A 20,984-nucleotide genomic window follows, 5' to 3' on the forward strand; every position below is an offset into this window, starting at 1 on the left:
CATGATGTACCTCGGCGAATATCGCGACCGTGCCGAGCGGCTCGCCGATCACCTGCCTTGGGCGGCGCTGGTCGCCCCGGGCGTGGTGCTGAACAAGGACGGCAGCTTCCTGCGGGTGCTCGCCTTCCGCGGCCCCGATCTCGAATCCGCCACCGAGGCCGAGCTGGTCGGCGCCTGCGCACGGGCGAACAACGCGCTCAAGCGGCTGGGCAGCGGCTGGGCCTTGTTCTTCGACGCCGAGCGGCGCGAGGCCCTGGCCTATCCCGACAGCGACTTTCCCGACCCGGCGAGCTGGCTCGTCGATCGTGAGCGCCGGGCGGCGTTCGAGGCTGCGGGCACGCATTTCGAGAGCCGCTATCACTTGGCGCTGACCTTGCTGCCACCGGCGGACACGACCGACCGTGCCGGGCGAAGCCTTGTCGAGCGCCCCGACGGCGACCAACAACGCGACTGGCGAGGGACGCTCGCTTCGTTCGTCGCCGAGACCGACCGCGTGCTCGACCTGCTGTCGGGCTTCATGGCGTCGGTGCGCCCGCTCGACGACGGCGAGACGCTGACCTTCCTCCATGGCACCATCTCCGACCGGCGCCACCCCGTCGCCGTCCCCGAGACGCCGATGTATCTCGACGGCATCCTCGCCGACACGCCGCTGGTCGGCGGGCTGGAGCCCATGCTCGGGCAGCTGCATGTGCGCACGCTGACGGTGCTGGGCTTTCCGAACCTCAGTCGCCCCGGCATCCTCGACACGCTCAATCATCAGGATTTCGGCTATCGCTGGGTCACGCGCTTCATCCCGCTCGACAAGACCCAGGCGACGAGGACGCTCACTTCGCTTCGGCGCCAATGGTTCAACAAGCGCAAGTCGGTTACCGCGCTGCTGCGCGAGGTCATGTACAATTCCCCGGCGCAGCTGCTCGACAGCGATGCTGACAACAAGGTCGCCGATGCCGATCAGGCGCTCCAAGTGCTCGGCGGCGACCATGTCGCCTTCGGCTATCTGACGACGACGATCACGGTCAGCGACCGCAGCCGCACAGCGGTCGAGGACAAGGTGCGCGCGGTCGAGCGGATCGTCAACGGCCTCGGCTTCACCGCCAAGCGCGAGACCGTGAATGCGGTCGAGGCCTGGCTTTCGTCCCTGCCGGGCCACTCCTATGCCAATGTCCGCCAGCCGCTGGTGCATACGCTCAACCTCGCGCATTTGATGCCGCTTTCCTCGGTCTGGGCCGGCCCGGCAGGCAACGACCATCTCGCCGCGGTCATGGGCCAGGAAGCGCCGCCGCTGCTCGTCGCCAAGACCGCCGGATCGACGCCGTTTCGGTTGTCGACCCATGTGGGCGATGTCGGGCACATGATGGTGGTCGGGCCGACCGGCGCAGGCAAGTCGGTGCTCTTGAACCTGATCGCGCTCCAGTTCCGCCGCTACCGTCAAGCCCAGGTCTATATCTTCGACAAGGGCAACAGCGCGCGGGCGGCGGTGCTGGCGATGGGCGGCGCGCACCATGCACTGGGCGCGGCGGAGGCGGACGGCACGACGCTCGCCTTTCAGCCGCTCGTCGATATCGACGATGCCGTCGAGCGGGGCTGGGCCGCCGAATGGATCGCGGCGCTGCTGGCGCACGAGGGCGTGCCGGTCACCCCGGAGGTGAAGGACGCGATGTGGACCGCGCTCGGCAGCCTCGCCTCCGCCCCGCGCGACGAGCGGACCATGACCGGTCTCGCGCTGTTGCTCCAGTCCAATGCGCTGCGCCTCGCGCTCCAGCCCTACACGCTCGAGGGACCGCACGGCCGCTTGCTCGACGCGGCCGAGCAGCAGCTCGACCTTGCCGATGTCCAATGCTTCGAGACCGAGGCGCTGATGGGACAGGCCAGCGCGGTCGCGCCGGTGCTGGCCTATCTCTTCCATCGTCTGGAGGCGCGGTTCGACGGTCGCCCGACGCTGCTGGTCCTCGACGAGGCGTGGATCTTCCTCGACCATCCGCTCTTCGCCGCGCGTATCCGCGAATGGCTAAAGGTGCTGCGCAAGAAGAATGTCGCGGTCGTCTTCGCAACGCAGAGCCTCGCCGACATCGCGGGCTCGGCGATCGCCCCCGCGATCATCGAAAGCTGCCCGCAGCGGATCCTGCTGCCCAACGACCGGGCGGTCGAGCCGCAGGGCCATGACATCTACGCGCGCTTCGGCCTCAACGACCGGCAGGTCGAGCTGATCGCGCGGGCGACGCCGAAGCGCCATTACTATCTCCAGTCGGCGCGCGGGAACCGGCTGTTCGAACTGGGGCTTGGCCCGATCGCGCTGGCGCTGTGCGGCGCGTCGGACACGGCGACGCAGAAGCGGATCGCGGCCATGCTCGCCGAACATGGCCGCGATGGCTTCGCCAAAGCCTTCCTGCGCGATGCCGGTCTTGGTTGGGCGGCCGACCTCATGGTGAATGCCCCTCAGCGGGAACTTGTCGGAGCATCACTCTAGCGATGCAGGATCACGCGACGCCTGCTGCGGTCACAGCCAGATTGCCTCGGTCCGAAATTATGGTGCATCTCAGATGCGCGATAATTGCAAAAATCGATCGCCCCGGACCTACTTGCCGGTAACGGACGAACAGTCAACGACAGGATGTCTTGGTGGATGGGTGCATCAATAACGACGCTAATGATCGATGCATACAGCATGTCCGTTGACAACTTGCATTCGAGGATGCATGTGCTGGATGCATCCGGCGTAAAGCCGCTTGATGCTGGTTGGGTGCCACAGATGCCTGCTTCAAAGAAGCGCAGTTATGCGCGTTATACGATGGCAGCGGTAGAGCTCCTCGGCATGCTGGTGCAGCTCGAGCGCAAGGCGCGCAGGATGACCGCGCAAGACATGGCGGACCGGCTCGGTGTCGACCGCAGCACCTTGCATCGGCTGGAAAAGGGTGATCCGAAAGTCGAGCTGGGACTTGCCTTCGAGGCTTGTGCCATCCTCGGCATCCCGCTGTTCGAAGAGGATGCACAGGGGGTGTCGATGCGGCTTGACGAAGCGGGCAAGCGCCTCGCACTGCTTCCTCGCCGCGTGCGGCCGAAGCCATTGAGCATCAGCGATGACTTCTAGGCTGCCACATCCGCGCGAGGCCTTTGTCTGGATCTGGCTGCCCGAAGCCACGACGCCGGTCGTTGCCGGCCGGCTGGTATCCGATGGCGAGCGCATTCAGTTCATCTATGGCCGTTCGTACCGCGAACGGACCGACGCCATCCCGCTCTATCTGCCGGAACTCCCGCTCGTGGGCGAACCCATCGCGCCCCTCGGCACTCTCGCGATGGCGAGCGCGATCCGCGACGGCGCCCCTGACGCGTGGGGACGGCGTGTCATTCTCAACAGGACCTTCGGGATCAAGGGCGACGACCTTGATGGGATCGAGCTGGACGAACTGGTCTTCCTGCTCGAATCCGGATCGGACCGGGTCGGCGCACTGGATTTCCAGATGTCTGCGACCGTCTATGCTCCACGCGGCGGCAGGCACGCGACCGTCGAGGAACTGCTCGCCTCTGCGGAGAAGGTCGAGAAGAACCTGCCGCTCACGCCGGAGCTCGACCAGGCCCTTCATCATGGCAGTTCGATCGGCGGTGCCCGTCCCAAGGCGCTGCTCACGGACGGATCGCGGAAATACGTCGCCAAATTCTCCAGCAGCGGCGATACCTATTCGGTCGTGAAGGGTGAATATATCGCGATGCGCCTGGCCGCGCTCGCCGGGCTATCGGTCGCGCCGGTCCGGCTGATCCATGCTGCGGGCAAGGACGTGCTTCTAGTCGAGCGGTTCGATCGCGTGCCGACCGAAAATGACTGGCATCGGCGGGCGATGGTCTCGGCCCTTACCATCCTCGAGCTCGACGAGATGCAGGCGCGCTATGCGAGCTATCAGGACCTTGCCGAGAAGATACGCTTCCGCTTCATCGATCCGACCGCGACCCTGCACGAGTTGTTCGCGCGACTGACGTTCAACATCCTGGTCGGCAATGTCGACGATCATGCGCGCAACCACGCCGCGTTCTGGGACGGTTCGCAGCTCGCCCTCACGCCCGCCTACGACATTTGCCCACAGGCGCGCGCCGGCCAGGAAGCCAGCCAAGCGATGCTGATCGTGGGCCGGCGCCGCTCGAGCCAGATTGCCACCTGCCTGGCCGCCGCCGGCGACTTCCATCTGACATCCGACCAGGCCATCGCGATCGTGTCCAGGCAGATCGAGACCATTGGCGCGCAATGGCTCTCGCTGTGCGAAGAGGCGGGCTTGGGACAAGTGGACAGGGCGCTGTTCTGGGGACGGCAATTTCTCAATCCCTTTGCGTTCTACGAGCTTGAAGGGCCGGCGGCCGTACTCGCGGAGCGCGCCGCCACGATCCGCGGCTAGTCTGAACCGATCGCGCTTGGTCGCTCGATGCCGCTCGGCTAAACTGCAACGAAGACGAGACGGGTTGCGGCAACGGTCAGGGCAGTCAGCATGACCTTGGTCCTGTCAGTTCATCTGGCCGCGGAGGAAGGCGATCAGCTTTGGATCGCTGCCGGTGCGTTCGAAGATGGGCAGGATGACCCGCCATCCGTTGTCGCTGTTGGTCAGGATCACGATGCCGTCGCCGCTCGCACGATCGATCGCGGCGAAGGTGAAGGCCCCGGCATCCTTGCCGGTGTGGAGCATGGTCGTACCGCCAGGAAAGCCGAGAAGCTGCCAGCCGAGGCCAAAGCCGGTCCGGCGCGGACAAGTGGCGGCTTTCGATCCGGCACATATTCCGGGCGTCAGGTCGGCCTGCGATCTGCTGCGCTCAGCTGCGACGGAAGCGGCCAGGCTCCGGTCGTTGCGGACATCGATGAGGAAGCGCGCATAATCACGCGCTGTCGCGTGCGCGAGATCGGCAGCGTTGTAGCGCGTCACCCGCTCGACGGAGAGCGGCTTGCCGGCGTCGTCACAGGGCACCGCGATCGGCGCCGTCTCGCCTTGCGCCGACACATACCCGGAGGCGCGCATGTGGGCGGGTGCGAACAGCCAGCGGCCAGTCAGCGTCTCGAACGACTGCCCGGTGCGACGCTCGGCGTAGCGCGCGGCATATTGATACCCCTCGCCCGAATAGCCGGTGGTCGTGCCGGGATCATGATCGAAGGCCAGTCCCTTCGCGTCGCGCCAGTTCGGCAACCCGGTGCGATGGCTCAGCGCCATGCGGACGGTGAGCTTCATCCGCCGGGGATCGCGCGACAGGTCGGGATCGCTCCAGTAGCGATCCATCGGCTCGTCGAGCGACAGCCAGCCGGCTGACACCAGGCGCAGGATGACTTCCGCCGTCAGCGGCTTCGTCAGCGAGGCGAGATTATAGGGCGTGGCGACGGTCGCCGCCCGGTTCGGCCCTGCCATGCCCCAGGCGCCCGTCGAGACAATCCGTCCGTTGCGGATCACGGCGACCGAAGCGCTCTCCACGTTCAGTTCTCGGAGAGCCGGGGTCATATCCGGCAAAGTGGTTTTGGCTCCGGCGTCCGCCATCGAGGCGCAAGCCAGCAGCGCGATCAAGCCTGCGTGAACTGTCCGCTTTAGAAGATCGACTGTGTTACTCATGCACAACACGTAGCGGCGTCGAAGTCTGGCCACAACACCTGCCGGGTCTTTGGGGAAGGTTTCGTGATTGTCCTCACAAGGACCCGTGCTGACCCCAACCGGTATCTGACGCCGCGGCGCCGAGAAGCCGACACTCCATGCCGAACCCGACCGCGATCGACGCGGGTACGGGTGCCAAAGCACTGGAGATCGTCATGCCGTTCCTCGACCGCCGCCGCGTCATCGCCGCCATGCTCGCCGCCGCTGCCAGGGGCAGTTTCATCATGGGGGTCATGTCGGCGGCGACGCCGGCCCATGCGCAGTTCGGCGGGATCGTGTTCGATCCGCGAAACTATGCGCAGAACATCCTGACCGCCGCGCGCACGCTGCAGAGCGTCAACCAGCAGATCCGGCAGCTCCAGAACGAGGCGCAGATGCTCGTCGCCATGGGCAAGAATCTGAGCCGGATCGACTTCCCGCAGCTCGACGTCCTCAAGCAGAAGCTTGCCGAGATCGACCGGCTGATGGGCCGAGCGCAGGCGATCGACTTCCGGGTCGGCCAGCTCGACAACCAGTTCAAATCGCTGTTTCCCGCCGACTTCTCCTCGGCGCTCCGCACCGACACCCGCGTGCGGGATGCCCGCGCGCGGCTCGATGCCAGCATGGGTGCCTTCCGCCAGACGATGACGGTGCAGGCGCAGGTCGTCGAGAACGTCCGGGCCGACACACAGGCGCTCGCCGACATCGTCGCGCGCAGCCAAGGCGCGGAAGGTTCCCTCCAGGCACAGCAGGCCACCAACCAGCTCCTTGCCCTGACTGCCAAACAGCAGTTCCAGCTCCAGCAGATGATGGCCGCGCAGTTCCGTAGCGAGGCGATCGAGCAGGCACGGCGCGCGACGCAGGCACAGGAAGCACGCGCGGCGACCAGGAAGTTCCTCGGCTCCGGATCAGCCTACACGTCCCAATAGGCCCACGGCGTAGACAGGCTCGATCCGGCCAGCGGCCGGTGATGCCCCGATCATCGGTCGCCGTCGCGGGGCGCGGTCCCGCTCCCCACCGCGCCCCGCGACATTCTCGCCACTTTGCCAGGAAGAGGATCCCATGAACGACCTCAATGTCATCGACCGCTTCCTGCAGGCGTTCATTACTTACATCGATAGCGGCTTCGGGCTGCTCGGTCCTGACGTCGGCTTCCTGACCGCAACGCTGATCGGCATCGACATCACGCTTGCCGGCCTGTTCTGGGCGATGGGCGGCGAGGACAATGTCATCGGACGCTTCCTCAGGAAGATCCTCTATGTCGGCGCCTTCGCGTTCATCCTCAACAGCTTCTCTCGCCTTGCCGACATCATCTTCCGCTCGTTCGCGCAGGCCGGACTGACCGCCGGCGGTGGCACGCTGTCCGCGGACGACCTGCTGAAACCCGGGCGGCTCGCTGGTACCGGCTTCTCGGCGGCGTGGCCGCTGCTCGACCAGGCGAGCGAGATGGTCGGGTTCACGACCTTCTTCGACAATTTCCTGACGATCATTATCCTGCTGTTCGCCTGGGCGCTGGTGATCGTCGCCTTCTTCATCCTCGCGGTGCAGATGTTCGTCTGCATCCTCGAGTTCAAGCTGACGAGCCTGGCGGGCTTCATCCTCGTGCCGTTCGCGCTGTGGAACCGCACCAGCTTCCTCGCCGAGCGCGTGCTGGGCAATGTCGTCTCGTCCGGCGTGAAGGTGATGGTGCTGGCGGTCATCGTCGGGATCGGCTCCAACTTCTTCGCCGAGTTCACGCAAGCGCTGCGGGGTCAGGAGCCCGACATCGGCCAGGCGATGAGCCTCGTCCTTGCCAGCCTGTCGCTGTTCGGCCTCGGCATCTTCGGGCCGTCGATCGCCTCGGGACTTGTGTCAGGCGCGCCGCAACTCGGCGCCGGCGCGGCGCTGGGGAGTGCGGTCGGCGCCGGCGGCATCGCGATGCTGGCGGGCGGCGCGGCGGCAGGCGGCGCGCGCGCCCTGGCCGGCGCTGCGCTGGGGGCGGTGCGTGCCGGCACCGCGATGGGATCGGCTGCCTCGACCGCCGCGCAGCTCGGTCGCGAGACGGGCGGCTCTGCAGTCGACGGCATGGCCGCTGCCGCCAAGGGTGCGACGGCCCAAAAGATCGAAAGCACCTTCGGGCTTGGCGCTGCCGCGGAGCGAGGTCGCAACGCCGCTTGGTCGGCGCTCCATCGAACCTCCGACGCTTCGCCGGGCACGAACGACGCCGAGGGCGGCACGCCCGCCTGGGCGCGGGCGATGCGCGACCAGCAGACGAGCCGCCATCGCCGCCAGGTCGCGATCCACGCGCTCAGCCAAGGCGACCGTGGCGGCGGCTCCGCCATTCCCGACATCAAGGAAAGGAACGACTGAACCATGGTCTTCAAGCGAAGCGTGCAGCGCTACGGTCGAACGCCGTCGCCCGAGACACCCTACCTGCGTGCCGGGCAGCTGTGGGACGAGCGGATCGGCTCAGCGCGCGTGCAGGCGCGCAACTGGCGGCTGATGGCGTTCGGTTGCCTGGCCCTGACCGCGGGAACGTCGGCAGCCCTTGCCTGGCAATCGGTGCAGAGCCGCGTCACGCCCTATGTCGTCGAGGTCGACAAGCTCGGCGAGGCCCGTGCAGTAAAGCCGGCCGACGTCGCATACCGGCCGACCGACCCGCAGGTGGCGTGGCACCTGTCGCGGTTCATCACCAACATCCGTTCGGTGTCGCTCGACCCGGTGCTGATGCGCCGCGACTGGCTCGAGGCCTATGACTTCGCGACCCAGCGCGGTGCCCAGTTCCTGGGGGAATATGCCCGGTCGGCAGCGCCCTTTGCCCAGGTCGGCGACCGGACGGTGTCGGTGCAGGTCACCAGCGTCGTTCGCGCGTCCGACACGTCGTTCCAGGTCAAATGGACCGAGACCATGTTCGAGCGCGGCAGCCAGGCCGGCGTCCAGCGCTGGACGGCGATCCTCACCATCGTCATGCGCGCGCCGACATCGGCCGATGTGCTGCGCAAGAACCCGCTCGGCATCTATGTCGACGCGATCGACTGGAGCCGCGAACTGGACATCGCGCCATCGTCGCCATCCCCACGCCCCGCCACCCGGTCGCCGGCGAACCTTCCATTCGGATCACCGCTCGATCCTTCACTCGGCGCCCGATCCGGCGCGGTGAGCCTGTCCAACTCACAGGAGAAGAACCCATGAAATCCGTCATCTTGCCGGCCATCGCCACCATGGTCCTGGCCGGCCCCGCGTGGGCGCAGGATCGCACCGCGGCACCGCTCAAGACGGTGCGGTCCGCGACACGGAACGCCACGGTCGAGCCGGCAGCGAACGGGTTCGTCAGCGGCGCGCAGGTCTATCCGTTCAGCGACGGCACGATCTATCAAGTCTATACCGCGCCGGAGCTGGTAACGGACATTGCGCTCCAGCCCGGCGAGACCCTCGTGGCGGTCGCGAGCGGCGATACCGCCCGCTGGGTGATCGGCGATACGACGAGCGGTTCGGGCGACGGCAAGCAGACGCACGTGCTGGTCAAGCCGGTCTCCGCAGGCCTGCTCACCAACCTGGTCATCACGACCGACCGGCGCGCCTATCATCTCAGGCTCGCCAGCACCCCGGCAACGGCGCTGTCCTCGCTGCGCTGGACCTATCCACAGGACGAGCTGCTGGCCGTGCGACGCAAGGCGGAAGCCGCGCAGGCTGCGCCACCGGGGGCGACGGGGCTGGCGGTCGAGCAGTTGCATTTCAACTACGTGATCAGCGGCGACCGCCCGCCATGGCGGCCGCTGCGCGTGTTCGACGACGGGACGAGGACCTATGTCGAGTTTGCGGCTTCGCTGGCCAATGGTGATGCACCGCCCCTTTTCGTCGTCGGCCCAGATGGGAAGGTGGAACTGGTCAATTACCGGCTGCGCGACCGCTTCTATGTCGTCGACCGTATCTTCGACGCGGCCGAACTCCGGCTCGGCTTGAAGAAGCAGCAGGTCGTCCGCATCGACAGGATCGGGCCATCCGCTCAGCGGAGGGGGGCATGACCGAGATTGCCGAACCTTCGTCAGACGCACCTTCGCCCGCCGAAGCCATGCTCGACGCGCCCGCACCCGAGGCGCCCGCCCAGCCGCCGAAGGTCGACCCGGAGACATTGGCCATCCGTTCCCGTCCGGCACGCGCGATCCGCTTCCGCAAGGGTGCGATCATCGGCCTCGCCGCACTGGGCTCGGCCAGCCTGATGGGTATCGCCTGGATGGCGTTGAAGCCGCAGGTCTTCCGGCACGTCGCGCAGGACAGCGAATTGTCTCAGCCGATGGCAAAGCCCGCCGCCGACGCACTCTCTGGCCTCCCGGCCAGCTATGGCGATGCGCCCAGGCTCGGCCCACCGCTTCCCGGCGACCTTGGCCGGCCAATCCTTCGCGCACAGGAACGGGCCGAAGCGACCGTTGCCCCTCCGTCCGTCGATACGGTCGCGGCAGCACGGCAGCAGCGGATGGCCGACCTCAAGGCGGCGCGAGAATCGGGCCTGATGGCGCAGGTCACGACCGGCCATAGCGTGGTCACCCCTGCTTCCTCCGTCGGCCCCGAAGACCCTGATGCCATCCCTGCGACGGCGACGGGGACGCGCAAGGAGCAGTTCGCCGCGGCCAGAGACACGGGCGGCGATCTCAACGTCGGCGCCCTCGTCACTCCTGCTTCGCCCAACAGCCTGCTGGCGGGCAGCGTGATCGCGGCAAGCCTCATCACCGGCCTGAGTTCCGACCTGCCCGGCATGGTCACCGCGCAGGTCACCCAGAACGTGTTCGATACCGTCACGGGGACGATCCTGCTCGTACCACAGGGTGCCCGGCTGATCGGCAAGTATGACAGCGTCGTCGCGTTCGGGCAGCGCCGTGCGCTGGTGATCTGGCAAAGGCTGATCCTGCCCGACGGCAGCTCGGTGCGGCTCGACAACATGCCTGCCACCGACCCGGAAGGCTATGCCGGGCTTGCCGACTGGGTCGATTTCCACACATGGACGCTGCTCAAGGGTGTCGCGATCGCGACCATGCTCGGCGTCGGTTCCGAGCTGTCGATCTCCGGCGGAAGCGACCTCGTGCAGGCGATCCGCCAGTCCGCCCAGATGAACGTCGCGCGGGCCGGCGACCAGATCACCCAGCGCAACCTCGACGTCCAGCCGACGGTCACGATCCGTCCCGGCGCGCCGGTCCGCTTGCTGGTGACCCACGATCTCATCCTCGCCCCTTATCCGAGAAGGACAAGCTGACATGGCCGATCTCAAGCTCGGCAAGCTGCCCGACCGCACGCCGGTCAAGCTGGCCATCACCATCACGCCGGACCTCCAGTCGTCGTTGCAGGCCTATGCTGCGGCCTATGCCTCGACCTATGGCATCGAGGAGCCGGTCACCGAATTGATCCCCGCGATGTTGTCGGCCTTCCTGGAGAGCGATCGGGCGTTCGTGCGCGAGCGCGACGCGCGAGTACGGGGGCAGAAATGATCGAGCGGGCATGGGAAAGGAAGATCAAGCCGCTGACGGTCCGCGTGGCAACGGCGGTTTGCATCACCGGCCTCAGCCGCTCGCGGATCTACGAGCTCATCTAGTCGGGCGACCTCGAGACGACGAAGGTCGGCCGTGCCACGCTGGTCCAGTATCGCAGCCTCAAGCGGTTTACCGACAATGAGGGTGGCGGAGAGGGGCATGCCGGGCATGTTTTGCAACGCGACTAGCTTAGCTCCGTAAACGCCGTGTCGAGACGTGCCAGACGATCGGCGATCGCTCGGCTTACGCTGGCATGGACGTCGTCGGCGAAGTCGTCCGGCATTGCTTCCCGCGCGACGTCCGCGGCCGTGACGGCTTTTTTGCGAATGTCGGTGATGACCTTGTCGATAATGGTCGGGCCGATACCCGCGGCTCTCGCGGTCTGGACGAAGTGCCGGCCCAGGACTTCCTCGATCCGGTAATGGCGGCTGGTGCCCGCCGACATTGCCAACCGGAAACTCTTCTGTGCCAACTGTCCGCGATCGACAGCATCCTGGACGCTCAGGACATCGTAGAAGGGCGTCAGCTTGAAGCCGCCGCCTGGACGCAGGTAGAGGCTGAAGTTTTTCGCATGTCCGTCGGTCGCGCCGATGAGCCAGAATATAATCTGGCTCGACAGGAATGTCGCCTGATCCTCGGTCGGATCGTCGCTGCCGCCGAGCAGTCTTATGATGTCCGCCGCGGCGGGACCACCTTCGCTTTGGTATTTCTGGGAGGATGGCACGCCGAGTGCCTGGCAGCAGTCTTCCTGCGGAACGCGCAGCAGCCGGCCATCGGCGAGCCATCGGCGATCGAACCGCTCTACGACCAGCGCGCGCCGCGCTCCGAAGGTGACGATCTCGGTTTTCGCGACCGGCAAGCCGAAGGCGCCCAGCAGCGCCAGGCAGTAATGCTCGTTGTCGACACTGGCGGTCATGTCGACCGTGCCGGTTGAGGTCGGAATCTCGCCGAGCTGAGGCTTTAGGATATGCGTTGTCGGAGTCGTTCCGATTGGACGCAGCCACTGGCCGTCGTGGCGCCGCAGCGCGGTCTTCTCCTGCGCACCCGCGATCGAGATTCGGAATTCCTGGCCAGGATCGATCCCGAGCGGCGCACCTTTGAGATTGTCGAGGAGGTGTTCGATATCCTCGTCGCTCAAAGCTTCGCCCCGTATATCGCCTATGGCGTCGATGGCCTCACCGTCGGGCAGGAACTGCATCGCACCGACACAATCCCGGCCGATGCGGGCCAAGAGACTGTACGGATCGGTACCTTCGGCACCCGTGCGCTCCGCCACGCGGCGTCGGATATCGGCGCTGTCGGGAAGCAGGTTGTCGAAAACGGCGAGTACCGGCGCGCCGCGATAGGTGGTTGCACGAAGCGGCAGTGACAGCGAGGCCGCAAATGCGTGCTCCCACTCGAGCCAGCTCTGATCATAGCGGAACGATACGGCGCCGCTCGTTTCCTTCTCGAGGCGGCCGACGAGGCGATTATTGATCAGCACGTTCAGGGGAACGTGGGTCTTGCGGCGTGCCATTGTCAGAAGATTTCGCTCAGGTCAGCGCTGCCCTTGCTGCGCGGTGCGATTTGCATGTCGAGGTCGAGCGCTGCCAGGATACCGAACAGGGTGTCGAGCTTCGTACCCGTCTGCCCGCTTTCGATGCGGGAGATCGTCTTCTGCCCGGTGCCAACCAAGGCCGCCAGAGCCTGCTGGGTGAGGTTGCGCTTGGTCCGCGCGTTATGGATGAGCGCACCGAGCTGTTTGGGAGAGCGAGCAATATGGGCCACGGGAGACGCCTTTCAGTGACGGCATACCCTATAAGGGATAAACTAGCGATATACCTTGAAGGGTATATTGTGTATTTATACCCTGCAGGGAGTAAATGCAATTTATACCCTGTGGGGCATTATCAACGTTAAGGACGCTGGGCCATATCGGGCGTCCGCGAGGGTAGCGGCCAGAGGCGGGGAAGAGCTATTCTCGTCAGCATGGTTGGACGACGACATGTAACGCACGCGATTCCAACGTTTGCCAGCCTTGCCTTCACGCCCTTGCGCAGATTTGGGTGGGGCGCCGTCGATATCCACCAAGCATTGCGACACTCGCGCTCTTTGCCTCGGGTCACAAAACAGAATGGATCCAGACGGAGCAGCTTGGCACCACGCCAGCGGCGTCGATGCCGTTCCTGCAGCATCGCGAGAGACGGTAGCGAATGTCCCTCGCGAGCACCCCGGAGGACCCAGAGAGGCTCTACTCCACTTAGCGGGGAAACAGGACCTTAGCGGTTCCCAACCGCAAAAACCGAAAGGTGGTACCCATGTCCGCTAATCCTGACCGCTTTCTCCGTCTGAACGCCGTCCTGGCGCAGACAGGACTTTGCCGTTCCACCCTATATCGCAAGATGGCCGACGGCACCTTTCCAAGGAGCACTCAGCTCAGCACCCGCTGCATAGGTTGGCGTGCATCGGCCATCGACGAGTGGATGCGCAATCCCGCTTCCTACGATCCTGCGAAATGACGCCATCATCGCATGGCAGGCGTAGCAAGTCCTACGCTCGCTTGCGAAACTTGCCCTTGATGACGGCACCGCCGATCCGGAGTTGGTCGAGATAATCCGACCACCACTGCGCCATGCGCACCCGTTCCGCCCAGTGCGCGCCGCGATGATAGGCGGCGCGCACCTTGTCCTTCTCGCCATGGGCCAGCGCGCGCTCGATGGCGTCGGGATGCCACAGCCCTGACTCGTTGAGGAGCGTGCTGGCCATGGCGCGGAAGCCGTGGCTGGTCATCTCGTCGTTCTCGAACCCCAGGCGGCGCAGCGCGACGTTCAGCGTATTGTCCGAGATGCAGCGCTTGGTAGTATGAAGCGCTGGGAAGAGGAATTCGCTGTCCCGCGCCAGCGACCGCAGATCCTGCAACAGGAACAGCACCTGCCGCGACAAGGGTACGGCATGCGGCTGCTTCATCTTCATGCGCTCGGCCGGCACGCGCCAGACTTTTTCGGCGAAGTCGATCTCGCTCCATTTCGCCTGCCGCAGTTCACCCGGGCGCAGGAAGACATGCGGCGCGATCCTGAGTGCATGCAGGGTCTCGGGACGGCCCGTGTACCCGTCGATTGCGCGCAGCAGGTCGCCGACCTTTTTGGGCTCGACGATCGCGGCATGATGCTTGACGCGCGGAACAGTAAGGGCGCCGCGCAGGATGTCGGCTGGATTGCGCTCGGTGCGCAGGGTCGCGAAACCATAGCGAAAGACACGACCGGCAAAGGAGCGTAGCCGAAGCGCCGTCTCATGATGCCCGCGACGCTCGACCCGCTTCAGCACGTCGAGAAGCTCATGCGGGGTGATCGCTGCAATCGGACGCTTGGCGATGCCGTCGAGGAGTTCCAGGAACCAGCGCGCCTTCTTGATGGTGGCGGGGGAACGTCCCTCCCGCTCCATCTTCTGGATATATTCCTCCGCCACCAGGGCGAAAGTTGTCTGCGCGGCGAGTTCGGCCTTCAATCGCCGTTGGCGCTTTTCCTCGACCGGATCGATCCCGTCATCGAGTTCGGCCTTCGCCTCGTCGCGCTTCCTGCGCGCCTGAACCAAGGTTACATCGGGGAAACTGCCCAGCGACAATTTGCGCTCGATGCCGCAGCATCGATAGCGAAAGCGCCAGAGCAGGGCGCCGGATGGCTGCACCAGTAGATACAGGCCGTCCGAATCGGCCACCTTGTAGGGACGCTCTGCCGGTTTCAGCGCCCGAATCTGCACAACCGTAAGCATGGGGCCACGCCTCCTGCAACGTTCGTGGCCCCATGATTCGTGGCCCCTTTTGAGTGGGCCACGGCGGAACATAATGAGATTTCACGGGACCGCCGGGAGGCAGTTTACCGCAGATTTCTGCGGTTTTCCAGGTTTGTTCCGGGGACGTGATGGTGCCGCTTACAGGACTCGAACCTGTGACCCCCGCATTACGAATGCGATGCTCTACCAGCTGAGCTAAAGCGGCCCGTCTCGTGAACCGGCTGGTGTCCGGTCAGGTGGGGGCGCTTAACAGGTCGGTGGGGGGCTGGCAAGCGGCTTGTGTGCGGGTGGAGCGATCTTCACCTGTGGTTAACGATGTCAGAGCATGACGGGAGCATGACCAGGAAGACCGTCATGGACCACGAACCGAAAAACCCCCGGGATCCTGTTCCGCCCAGCCCGACGGGCGAGCAAATGGGGGCTGGTGGGATTGCAGGCGAAATCGCGGGCGGGGCGGAGGATGCGCTGTCGCGGCTGGGCGCGGTGGAGCGGCGGCTTCATGCACGGGCCTATCACCATTGGGTCTCGCTGTCGGGGGAGGCGCGGTTCCCCTCGATCCGTGCGCTGGATACCGAGGCGATCGGCGATTTCGCCGCCAATTCGGTACTGCTGGATTTTCGCGGCGACCGGATCGACCCGGCCATCGCCTATATCGGCCAGGCGCTGCGCGAGGAATGCGGCACGGCGGCGCGACCGGCGCGGATCGGGGAATTGCCCGGAGAGTCGCTGCTGACCCGGCTGACCCGGCATTTCGACCATGTGCTGGCCGATCAGGCTCCGGCCGGGTTCGAGGCCGAGTTTGTCAACGCGCGCGGGCGCATGACGCTGTATCGTGGCATATTGCTGCCCTATTCGTCCGACGGGTTGATGATCGACTTCATCCACGGCGTCCTCAGCTGGAAGGAACTGGCCGATCCGCTGTTGCAGGCGGCGCTCGATTCGGAGCTGATGGATTCCGCCGCGGGGGAGATCAAGGCGCCGCCGCCGGGTTCGGCCGCCGCGCTGTGGAACGCGCCGCCGTCCTCCAGCGGGGAGGAGGCCAGGACTATCGCTACCATATCATGGCCAACCGATGCGCAGCCGGGGACCCCCGTGGTGATGGTCGGACGCGTGGCGGAGGATGGTAGCGTTTCTATCAGCGGGACGGTAGTCGGCGACGCACGCCTGGCCGAAAGGGTATTGCGCGCTTCGCAATGAAAATTGCGCTGCGGCGCAACATCTTTTCTCTCGGTGCAGAGGGTTGAGCGGCGCGAAAGCCCGGCCTAGGACTTACCGCCATGGCACCGAATATGTCGCATCCGATGGCCGACGCGATTGCCGCGCGGCTGACCCAGGGCGCCCTTCCGGCGGAGTTGCAGGGGTTCGGCCCCGCGGAGGTGGCTGCTGCGGCGGCCTTCGTCGCGGAGGTGGCCCAGCAGCGCTCGCCCAGCGCGCCGTCGATCGCGCTGGAGCCCATGTCGGGCGACGACACGCACCGCCGGATGCGGCTGGCGATCGTCAATGACGATATGCCCTTCCTGGTCGATTCGATCGCGGCGATGGTCGGCGCGGACGGTATCGCAATCGACCGGGTGATCCACCCCGTCCTGCCCGTCACCCGCGATGCCGAGGGACAGCTTCAGGCGATCGGCACGGGCGGAAAGTCCGAATCCTTCATCTATCTGGAAATGGAACGCGCCGATGCGCGCGACCGGCGCGGGCTGGTCGACGATCTGCGCGCCGTGCTGACCGATGTTCGCGCGGCGGTGGCAGACTGGTCGGGATTGCAGGATGCACTGGCCGCCGATGCGACGACGCTGGGCGAGAAGAATGGCGAGGGCGCGGCGCTGCTCCTGTGGTTCCTGGGCGGCAAGCTGACGCTGCTGGGCCATGAGAAGTGGTTCGAGGACGGCCGCGACGCCCCCGCGCTCGGAGTCGCGCGCACCCCGCACAAGGTGCCGCTGCTCGCCGAGACGTCGCGCCAGCGCGCGCTGGACTATTTCGTCAAGGGCGGTGCGGCGCCGCTGCTGCTCAAGTCCAATGCGATCTCGACCGTGCACCGTTCGGTGCCGCTCGACCTGGTGCTGGTGCCGGTGATCGAGGGCGGGCGCGTCGTCGGCCTGTCGATCCATGCCGGGCTGTGGACCAGCGCCGCGCTGGGCAGTCCGCCGCATGAGGTGCCGGTGCTGCGCACGCGCCTCGCCGCGCTGCAGGCCAAGTTCGGGTTCGATCCGCGCGGCCATACCGGCAAGGCGCTGACCCATGCGCTGACCGCGCTGCCGCATGATCTGGTCACGGCGTTTCCGGGCGAGGCGCTGGAACAGCTGGCGCTGACCGCCATGTCGCTGGCCGATCGTCCGCGGCCCGAGCTGGTGCTGATCCGCTCGGTGTTGCAGCGGCATCTGTTCGCCTTCGTCTGGCTGCCGCGCGACGAACTGACCACCGCGCGGCGTGTCGCCATCGGCGACATGCTGGGTGAGGCGGCGAACGGCTCGCTGCTCAACTGGTCGATCGCGCTGGAGGACGGCGTCGTCGCGCTGATCCGCTATACGATCGACCTGCGCCAGGACGGCCGCCTGCCCGACACGGCGGCGCTGTCGGAGCGGCTGCGCAAGATGGTGCGCGGCTGGATGCCCGATGTCGAGGCCGCGCTGGCCGAGCAGGTGCCCGCGCCCCGCGCGGCCCGCCTGGCGCTGCGCTGGGCCAATGGCTTCCCGACCAATTACCGCAATGTCAGCGATGCCTCGGAAGCGGCCGCCGACATTCTGCGGCTGGCATCGCTGGAGAATGAGTCGAGCCGTTCGGTCCGCCTGTTCCCGGTCCAGCCGGGCCAGGATCGCCAGCTGAAGATCTACAAGCTGAACGGCGCGCTGCCCTTGTCGGACGCGGTGCCGGTGATGGAGAATTTCGGCTTCCGCGTGATCGGCGAGTTGCCGACACGACTGCGCGACGATGCCGATCCGTTCGTCCACGACTTCATCGTCGAGACCGAGGCGACGACCGAGCCCAAGGGCGCGGCGGTGCTGGAGGGCGCGATCGCCGCCGTGCTGGAGGGCAAGGCGGAAAATGACGCCTTCAACCGCCTGATCGTCGATGTAGGTCTCAGCCCGCAGGCGGTGGTGCTGTTCCGCGCCTGGTTCCGCTACCTGCGCCAGGCGGGTCTGCCATACGGCCTGACCACGGTGGTCGATGCGTTGCGCCGCGCGCCCAGGCTGGCGACGGCGCTGATCGAGCGGTTCACGGCGGCGCACGACCCGAAGGCGACCGGCGATATCGCCGCTGCGGATGCCGCGATTGCGGCGGGCCTCGATGCGGTGTCGGCGATCGACGACGACCGCATCCTGCGCAGCTTCCGCGACATGATCGCGGCCACGCTGCGCACCAACGCCTTTGCCGAGGCGGGCAAGGAAGCGCTGGCGTTCAAGCTGGACAGCCATCAGATTCCGGGGCTCCCGGCGCCGCTGCCGTGGCGCGAAATCTGGGTCTACAGCCCCCGCGTCGAGGGCATCCACTTGCGCGCCGGACCGGTGGCGCGTGGCGGCCTGCGCTGGTCGGATCGCCGCGACGACTTCCGCACCGAAATCCTGGGCCTGATGAAGGCGCAGCGGGTGAAGAACGCGGTCATCGTGCCGACCGGCGCCAAGGGCGGCTTCTACCCGAAGCAGCTGCCGTCGCCCGTCACCGACCGCGACGGCTGGGCCGCCGAGGGCAAGGAAAGCTACCGCGTGTTCATCCGCGCCTTGCTGTCGATCACCGACAATATCGTCGAGGGCGCGGTGGTGCACCCGGACGGCGTGCGCGTGCTCGACGGTGAGGACCCCTATTTCGTGGTCGCCGCCGACAAGGGCACCGCGACCTTCTCCGACGTCGCGAATGCGCTGGCGCTGGAGCGCGGCTTCTGGCTGGGCGATGCCTTCGCCTCCGGAGGCAGCCAAGGCTATGACCACAAGGCGATGGGCATCACCGCCAAGGGCGCGTGGGTGTCGGTCCAGCGCCACTTCGCCGAGCGGGGCGTCGACGTGCAGAGCCAGCCCATCCGCGTTGTCGGCTGCGGCGACATGTCGGGCGACGTGTTCGGCAACGGGATGCTCTTGTCCAAGGCGATCAAGCTGGTCGCGGCGTTCGACCATCGCCACATCTTCCTCGATCCGAACCCCGATCCCGCGACGAGCTGGGACGAGCGGGCGCGGATGTTCGCTTTGCCCCGGTCGAGCTGGGCGGATTACGACACCAGCCTGATCTCGCCCGGCGGCGGCGTCTTCCCGCGTTCGGCCAAGACCATCCCGCTGTCGGACGAAATCCGTGAGGCGCTGGGCATCACCGCCACCTCGCTGGAGCCGGCGGCGTTGATCTCGGCGATCCTGAAGGCGCCTGCCGATCTGCTCTGGTTCGGCGGCATCGGGACGTACATCAAGGCGGCGGCCGAGAATAACGTCCAGGTCGGCGATCCGGCCAATGACCGCCTGCGCGTCGATGCCGAGGATCTGCGTGTCACCGCCATTGGCGAGGGCGCGAACCTGGGCGTCACCCAGGCCGCGCGCATCGCCTTTGCCGAGCGCGGCGGGCGGATCAACACCGACTTCATCGACAATTCGGCGGGCGTCGACTGCTCGGACAACGAGGTCAACATCAAGATCGCGCTCAACCGCGAGATGATCGAGGGCCGCCTGGCGGAGGACGACCGCAACACGCTGCTCGCCTCGATGACCGAAGACGTCGCGCATATCGTGCTGGAGGATAACCGCCTCCAGACCTTGGGCCTGTCGATCGCCGAGGCGGACGGCGCGGGCGCGATGCCCAGCTATGTCCGCGTCATCGAAATCTTCGAGAGCGCCGGGCGGCTCGACCGCGCGGTCGAGGGGCTGGGCAGCAACGATGTGCTGCTGCGGCGCGGGCAGGACGGCATCGCGCTGACCCGGCCCGAACTGGCAGTGCTGCTGGCAACCGCCAAGCTGACGCTCCAGGACGCGATCGAAACCAGTCCGCTGGCGCTCGACGACGAACTGCGCGCCGATCTGCACGCGGCCTTTCCGCCCGCGATGCGCGAGCAATTTGGCGAGGCCATCGACCAGCATCGCCTGCGCGGCGAGATCGTCGCGACCAAGCTCGCCAACCGGATCGTCAACCGGATGGGCATCCTCCACCCGTTCGAGCTGGCGGAGGAAGAGGGCGCGGCCATGGCCGACATCGCGGCGATGTTCGTCGTGGTCGAGCGGCTGTTCGACCTGAACGGTCTGTGGACCGCGATCGAGACGGCGGCGATGCCCGAGGCGGCGCGCATCGCGCTGTTCGACGAAGTGGCACGCGCCACCCGTTCGCAGATCGCCGACCTGCTGCGGTCCATGCCTGCGGGCACATCACCCGGCGCGGCGCTGGAGCGGTTGCAGCCGGGTATCGAACGGCTGGCGGCGGAAACGCCCGCCCTGCTGCGCGACGAGGCCAAGGCGCAGAGCGCGCGGGTCGTCGCCGCGCTGGAGGAGGCGGGTGCGCCCGCCGATCTCGCGGCACAGGTGGTGCGCGTGTCGGAACTCGACGGCGCGGTCGGCTTGGCCGATCTGGGCCAGCGCCTGTCGCTCGATGAGACGCGGTTGACCCATGCCTTTACCCGTCTGGGTCAGGCGCTGGGCCTCGACTGGGCGCAGGGGCAGGCGGCGCGGATCAGCCCGAGCGATCCGTGGGAACGGCTGCTGATCGCAGGGCTGGCGCGCGACTTCCAGCAGCAGCGGCTCGACTTCCTGGGCCGTGCGGGCGCGACCGACCCCGAAGCGGCGGTCGAGGCATGGCTGGAGCGCAATGCGGCGCGTGTCGGCCAGTTCAAGGCGGTGATCGACCGGGCGCGCCTGGCCGCCCAACCGAACGCCGCGATGCTGGCCCAGATCGCTGGCCAGGCACGGGTGCTGCTCGGGCGATAAAGGAAAGACCTGTTCCCCGGCGAAGGCCGGGGTCCAGTTCCTGTGTCGCTGGAGGCGCGCAAAACGCCGCGTGGGAGTTCCCTCCTGCGCGGCGTTTTTGTTCACGCGAAGCCGCGATGACGCGAAGATTGATTTCACGCGGAGACGCGGAGACGCGGAGAATAGGGTTTGTTCGCGCAGAGGCGCAGAGAGTTAGACTGTGACGACGTGACCTTGAGCCTGGTCGAGCCCTT

Annotated in this window: 16 protein-coding genes and 1 tRNA gene; 12 read left to right on the forward strand and 5 right to left on the reverse strand. The window is 66.5% G+C overall.

All coding sequences use genetic code 11. The features are described 5' to 3' along the window. Position 1: 1 nt before the first annotated feature. From trbE to SP5_RS05175, 3 genes are all read left to right on the forward strand, one after another. Positions 2-2,467: a conjugal transfer protein TrbE gene (trbE, locus tag SP5_RS05165; RefSeq protein ID WP_042485072.1), complete on the forward strand. Its 2,466-nt coding sequence runs from the start codon at positions 2-4 to the stop codon at positions 2,465-2,467. Between the two features lie 180 nt (positions 2,468-2,647). Beyond that, positions 2,648-3,088: a helix-turn-helix transcriptional regulator gene (locus SP5_RS05170; protein WP_052811413.1), complete on the forward strand. Its 441-nt coding sequence runs from the start codon at positions 2,648-2,650 to the stop codon at positions 3,086-3,088. Beyond that, positions 3,078-4,382 (forward strand): type II toxin-antitoxin system HipA family toxin, encoded by a 1,305-nt coding sequence (locus SP5_RS05175; protein ID WP_042485074.1) that lies wholly within the window; start codon positions 3,078-3,080, stop codon positions 4,380-4,382. The genes SP5_RS05170 and SP5_RS05175 overlap by 11 nt, the downstream gene beginning before the upstream one ends. Before the next feature lie 105 nt (positions 4,383-4,487). Here the strand turns inward: SP5_RS05175 and SP5_RS05180 are convergent, their stop codons facing one another. Beyond that, entirely contained in the window at positions 4,488-5,465 is a 978-nt protein-coding gene (locus SP5_RS05180; protein ID WP_245613407.1) for a serine hydrolase domain-containing protein, read from the reverse strand. A 302-nt stretch (positions 5,466-5,767) separates the two neighbouring features. Here SP5_RS05180 and trbJ point away from each other — a divergent pair, with 302 nt between their 5' ends. The 6 genes from trbJ to SP5_RS05210 all read left to right on the forward strand — a co-directional run bounded on the left by trbJ (position 5,768) and on the right by SP5_RS05210 (position 11,050). Next, positions 5,768-6,520: a P-type conjugative transfer protein TrbJ gene (gene trbJ / locus SP5_RS05185; protein WP_042485135.1), complete on the forward strand. Its 753-nt coding sequence runs from the start codon at positions 5,768-5,770 to the stop codon at positions 6,518-6,520. Positions 6,521-6,653: 133 nt separating this feature from the next. After that, entirely contained in the window at positions 6,654-7,940 is a 1,287-nt protein-coding gene (gene trbL / locus SP5_RS05190) for a P-type conjugative transfer protein TrbL (protein ID WP_042485076.1), read from the forward strand. A gap of 3 nt (positions 7,941-7,943) precedes the next feature. After that, a complete protein-coding gene (gene trbF, locus SP5_RS05195) occupies positions 7,944-8,762 on the forward strand; it encodes a conjugal transfer protein TrbF (RefSeq protein ID WP_042485079.1) in 819 nt (272 codons plus the stop codon). Next, positions 8,759-9,595 carry a P-type conjugative transfer protein TrbG gene (gene trbG / locus SP5_RS05200; RefSeq protein WP_042485082.1) on the forward strand — a complete coding sequence of 279 codons (837 nt, stop codon included), beginning with the start codon at positions 8,759-8,761 and terminating at the stop codon, positions 9,593-9,595. The genes trbF and trbG overlap by 4 nt, the downstream gene beginning before the upstream one ends. A 47-nt stretch (positions 9,596-9,642) precedes the next feature. Beyond that, positions 9,643-10,818 (forward strand): TraB/TrbI/VirB10 family type IV secretion system protein, encoded by a 1,176-nt coding sequence (locus SP5_RS05205; protein WP_042485138.1) that lies wholly within the window; start codon positions 9,643-9,645, stop codon positions 10,816-10,818. 1 nt (position 10,819) lies between these two features. Beyond that, on the forward strand, positions 10,820-11,050 hold the full coding sequence (locus SP5_RS05210; protein ID WP_042485086.1) for a DUF2274 domain-containing protein: 231 nt from the start codon (positions 10,820-10,822) through the stop codon (positions 11,048-11,050). A 226-nt stretch (positions 11,051-11,276) separates the two neighbouring features. Here the strand turns inward: SP5_RS05210 and SP5_RS05220 are convergent, their stop codons facing one another. Then, positions 11,277-12,608, reverse strand: coding sequence for a type II toxin-antitoxin system HipA family toxin (locus SP5_RS05220; protein WP_042485089.1), 1,332 nt, complete (start codon positions 12,606-12,608; stop codon positions 11,277-11,279). 2 nt (positions 12,609-12,610) lie between these two features. Further along, positions 12,611-12,859 carry a helix-turn-helix domain-containing protein gene (locus SP5_RS05225; RefSeq protein WP_042485091.1) on the reverse strand — a complete coding sequence of 83 codons (249 nt, stop codon included), beginning with the start codon at positions 12,857-12,859 and terminating at the stop codon, positions 12,611-12,613. Positions 12,860-13,389: 530 nt separating this feature from the next. Here SP5_RS05225 and SP5_RS18700 point away from each other — a divergent pair. Further along, positions 13,390-13,590: a helix-turn-helix transcriptional regulator gene (locus SP5_RS18700; RefSeq protein ID WP_084220569.1), complete on the forward strand. Its 201-nt coding sequence runs from the start codon at positions 13,390-13,392 to the stop codon at positions 13,588-13,590. 31 nt (positions 13,591-13,621) lie between these two features. Here SP5_RS18700 and SP5_RS05230 read toward each other — a convergent pair whose 3' ends face one another. Further along, complete coding sequence (locus SP5_RS05230; RefSeq protein WP_042485094.1) at positions 13,622-14,839, reverse strand: tyrosine-type recombinase/integrase; 1,218 nt, start codon at positions 14,837-14,839, stop codon at positions 13,622-13,624. 150 nt (positions 14,840-14,989) lie between these two features. Then, positions 14,990-15,065 (reverse strand) — tRNA-Thr (locus SP5_RS05235). Positions 15,066-15,274: 209 nt separating this feature from the next. Between SP5_RS05235 and SP5_RS05240 the strand changes: the two genes are divergently transcribed. Then, a complete protein-coding gene (locus tag SP5_RS05240) occupies positions 15,275-16,057 on the forward strand; it encodes a PAS domain-containing protein (protein ID WP_052811414.1) in 783 nt (260 codons plus the stop codon). Positions 16,058-16,149: 92 nt separating this feature from the next. Continuing rightward, entirely contained in the window at positions 16,150-20,751 is a 4,602-nt protein-coding gene (locus SP5_RS05245; protein WP_157013589.1) for an NAD-glutamate dehydrogenase, read from the forward strand. The last annotated feature ends 233 nt before the right edge of the window (positions 20,752-20,984 follow it).

The organism is Sphingomonas parapaucimobilis NBRC 15100 (assembly GCF_000787715.1).
Lineage (GTDB): Bacteria > Pseudomonadota > Alphaproteobacteria > Sphingomonadales > Sphingomonadaceae > Sphingomonas > Sphingomonas parapaucimobilis.

Bases quoted from the DNA above. Each gene is read 5' to 3' on its own strand.
- SP5_RS05240 (WP_052811414.1), top strand. From the start codon at position 15,275: ATGGGGGCTGGTGGGATTGCAGGCGAAATCGCGGGCGGGGCGGAGGAT.
- trbG (WP_042485082.1), top strand. From the start codon at position 8,759: ATGAAATCCGTCATCTTGCCGGCCATCGCCACCATGGTCCTGGCCGGC.
- SP5_RS05170 (WP_052811413.1), top strand. From the start codon at position 2,648: ATGATCGATGCATACAGCATGTCCGTTGACAACTTGCATTCGAGGATG.
- SP5_RS18700 (WP_084220569.1), top strand. From the start codon at position 13,390: ATGTCCGCTAATCCTGACCGCTTTCTCCGTCTGAACGCCGTCCTGGCG.
- SP5_RS05180 (WP_245613407.1), bottom strand. From the start codon at position 5,465: ATGACCCCGGCTCTCCGAGAACTGAACGTGGAGAGCGCTTCGGTCGCC.
- trbJ (WP_042485135.1), top strand. From the start codon at position 5,768: ATGCCGTTCCTCGACCGCCGCCGCGTCATCGCCGCCATGCTCGCCGCC.
- trbL (WP_042485076.1), top strand. From the start codon at position 6,654: ATGAACGACCTCAATGTCATCGACCGCTTCCTGCAGGCGTTCATTACT.
- SP5_RS05175 (WP_042485074.1), top strand. From the start codon at position 3,078: ATGACTTCTAGGCTGCCACATCCGCGCGAGGCCTTTGTCTGGATCTGG.
- SP5_RS05210 (WP_042485086.1), top strand. From the start codon at position 10,820: ATGGCCGATCTCAAGCTCGGCAAGCTGCCCGACCGCACGCCGGTCAAG.
- SP5_RS05230 (WP_042485094.1), bottom strand. From the start codon at position 14,839: ATGCTTACGGTTGTGCAGATTCGGGCGCTGAAACCGGCAGAGCGTCCC.
- trbE (WP_042485072.1), top strand. From the start codon at position 2: ATGATGTACCTCGGCGAATATCGCGACCGTGCCGAGCGGCTCGCCGAT.
- SP5_RS05205 (WP_042485138.1), top strand. From the start codon at position 9,643: ATGCTCGACGCGCCCGCACCCGAGGCGCCCGCCCAGCCGCCGAAGGTC.
- SP5_RS05220 (WP_042485089.1), bottom strand. From the start codon at position 12,608: ATGGCACGCCGCAAGACCCACGTTCCCCTGAACGTGCTGATCAATAAT.
- trbF (WP_042485079.1), top strand. From the start codon at position 7,944: ATGGTCTTCAAGCGAAGCGTGCAGCGCTACGGTCGAACGCCGTCGCCC.
- SP5_RS05245 (WP_157013589.1), top strand. From the start codon at position 16,150: ATGTCGCATCCGATGGCCGACGCGATTGCCGCGCGGCTGACCCAGGGC.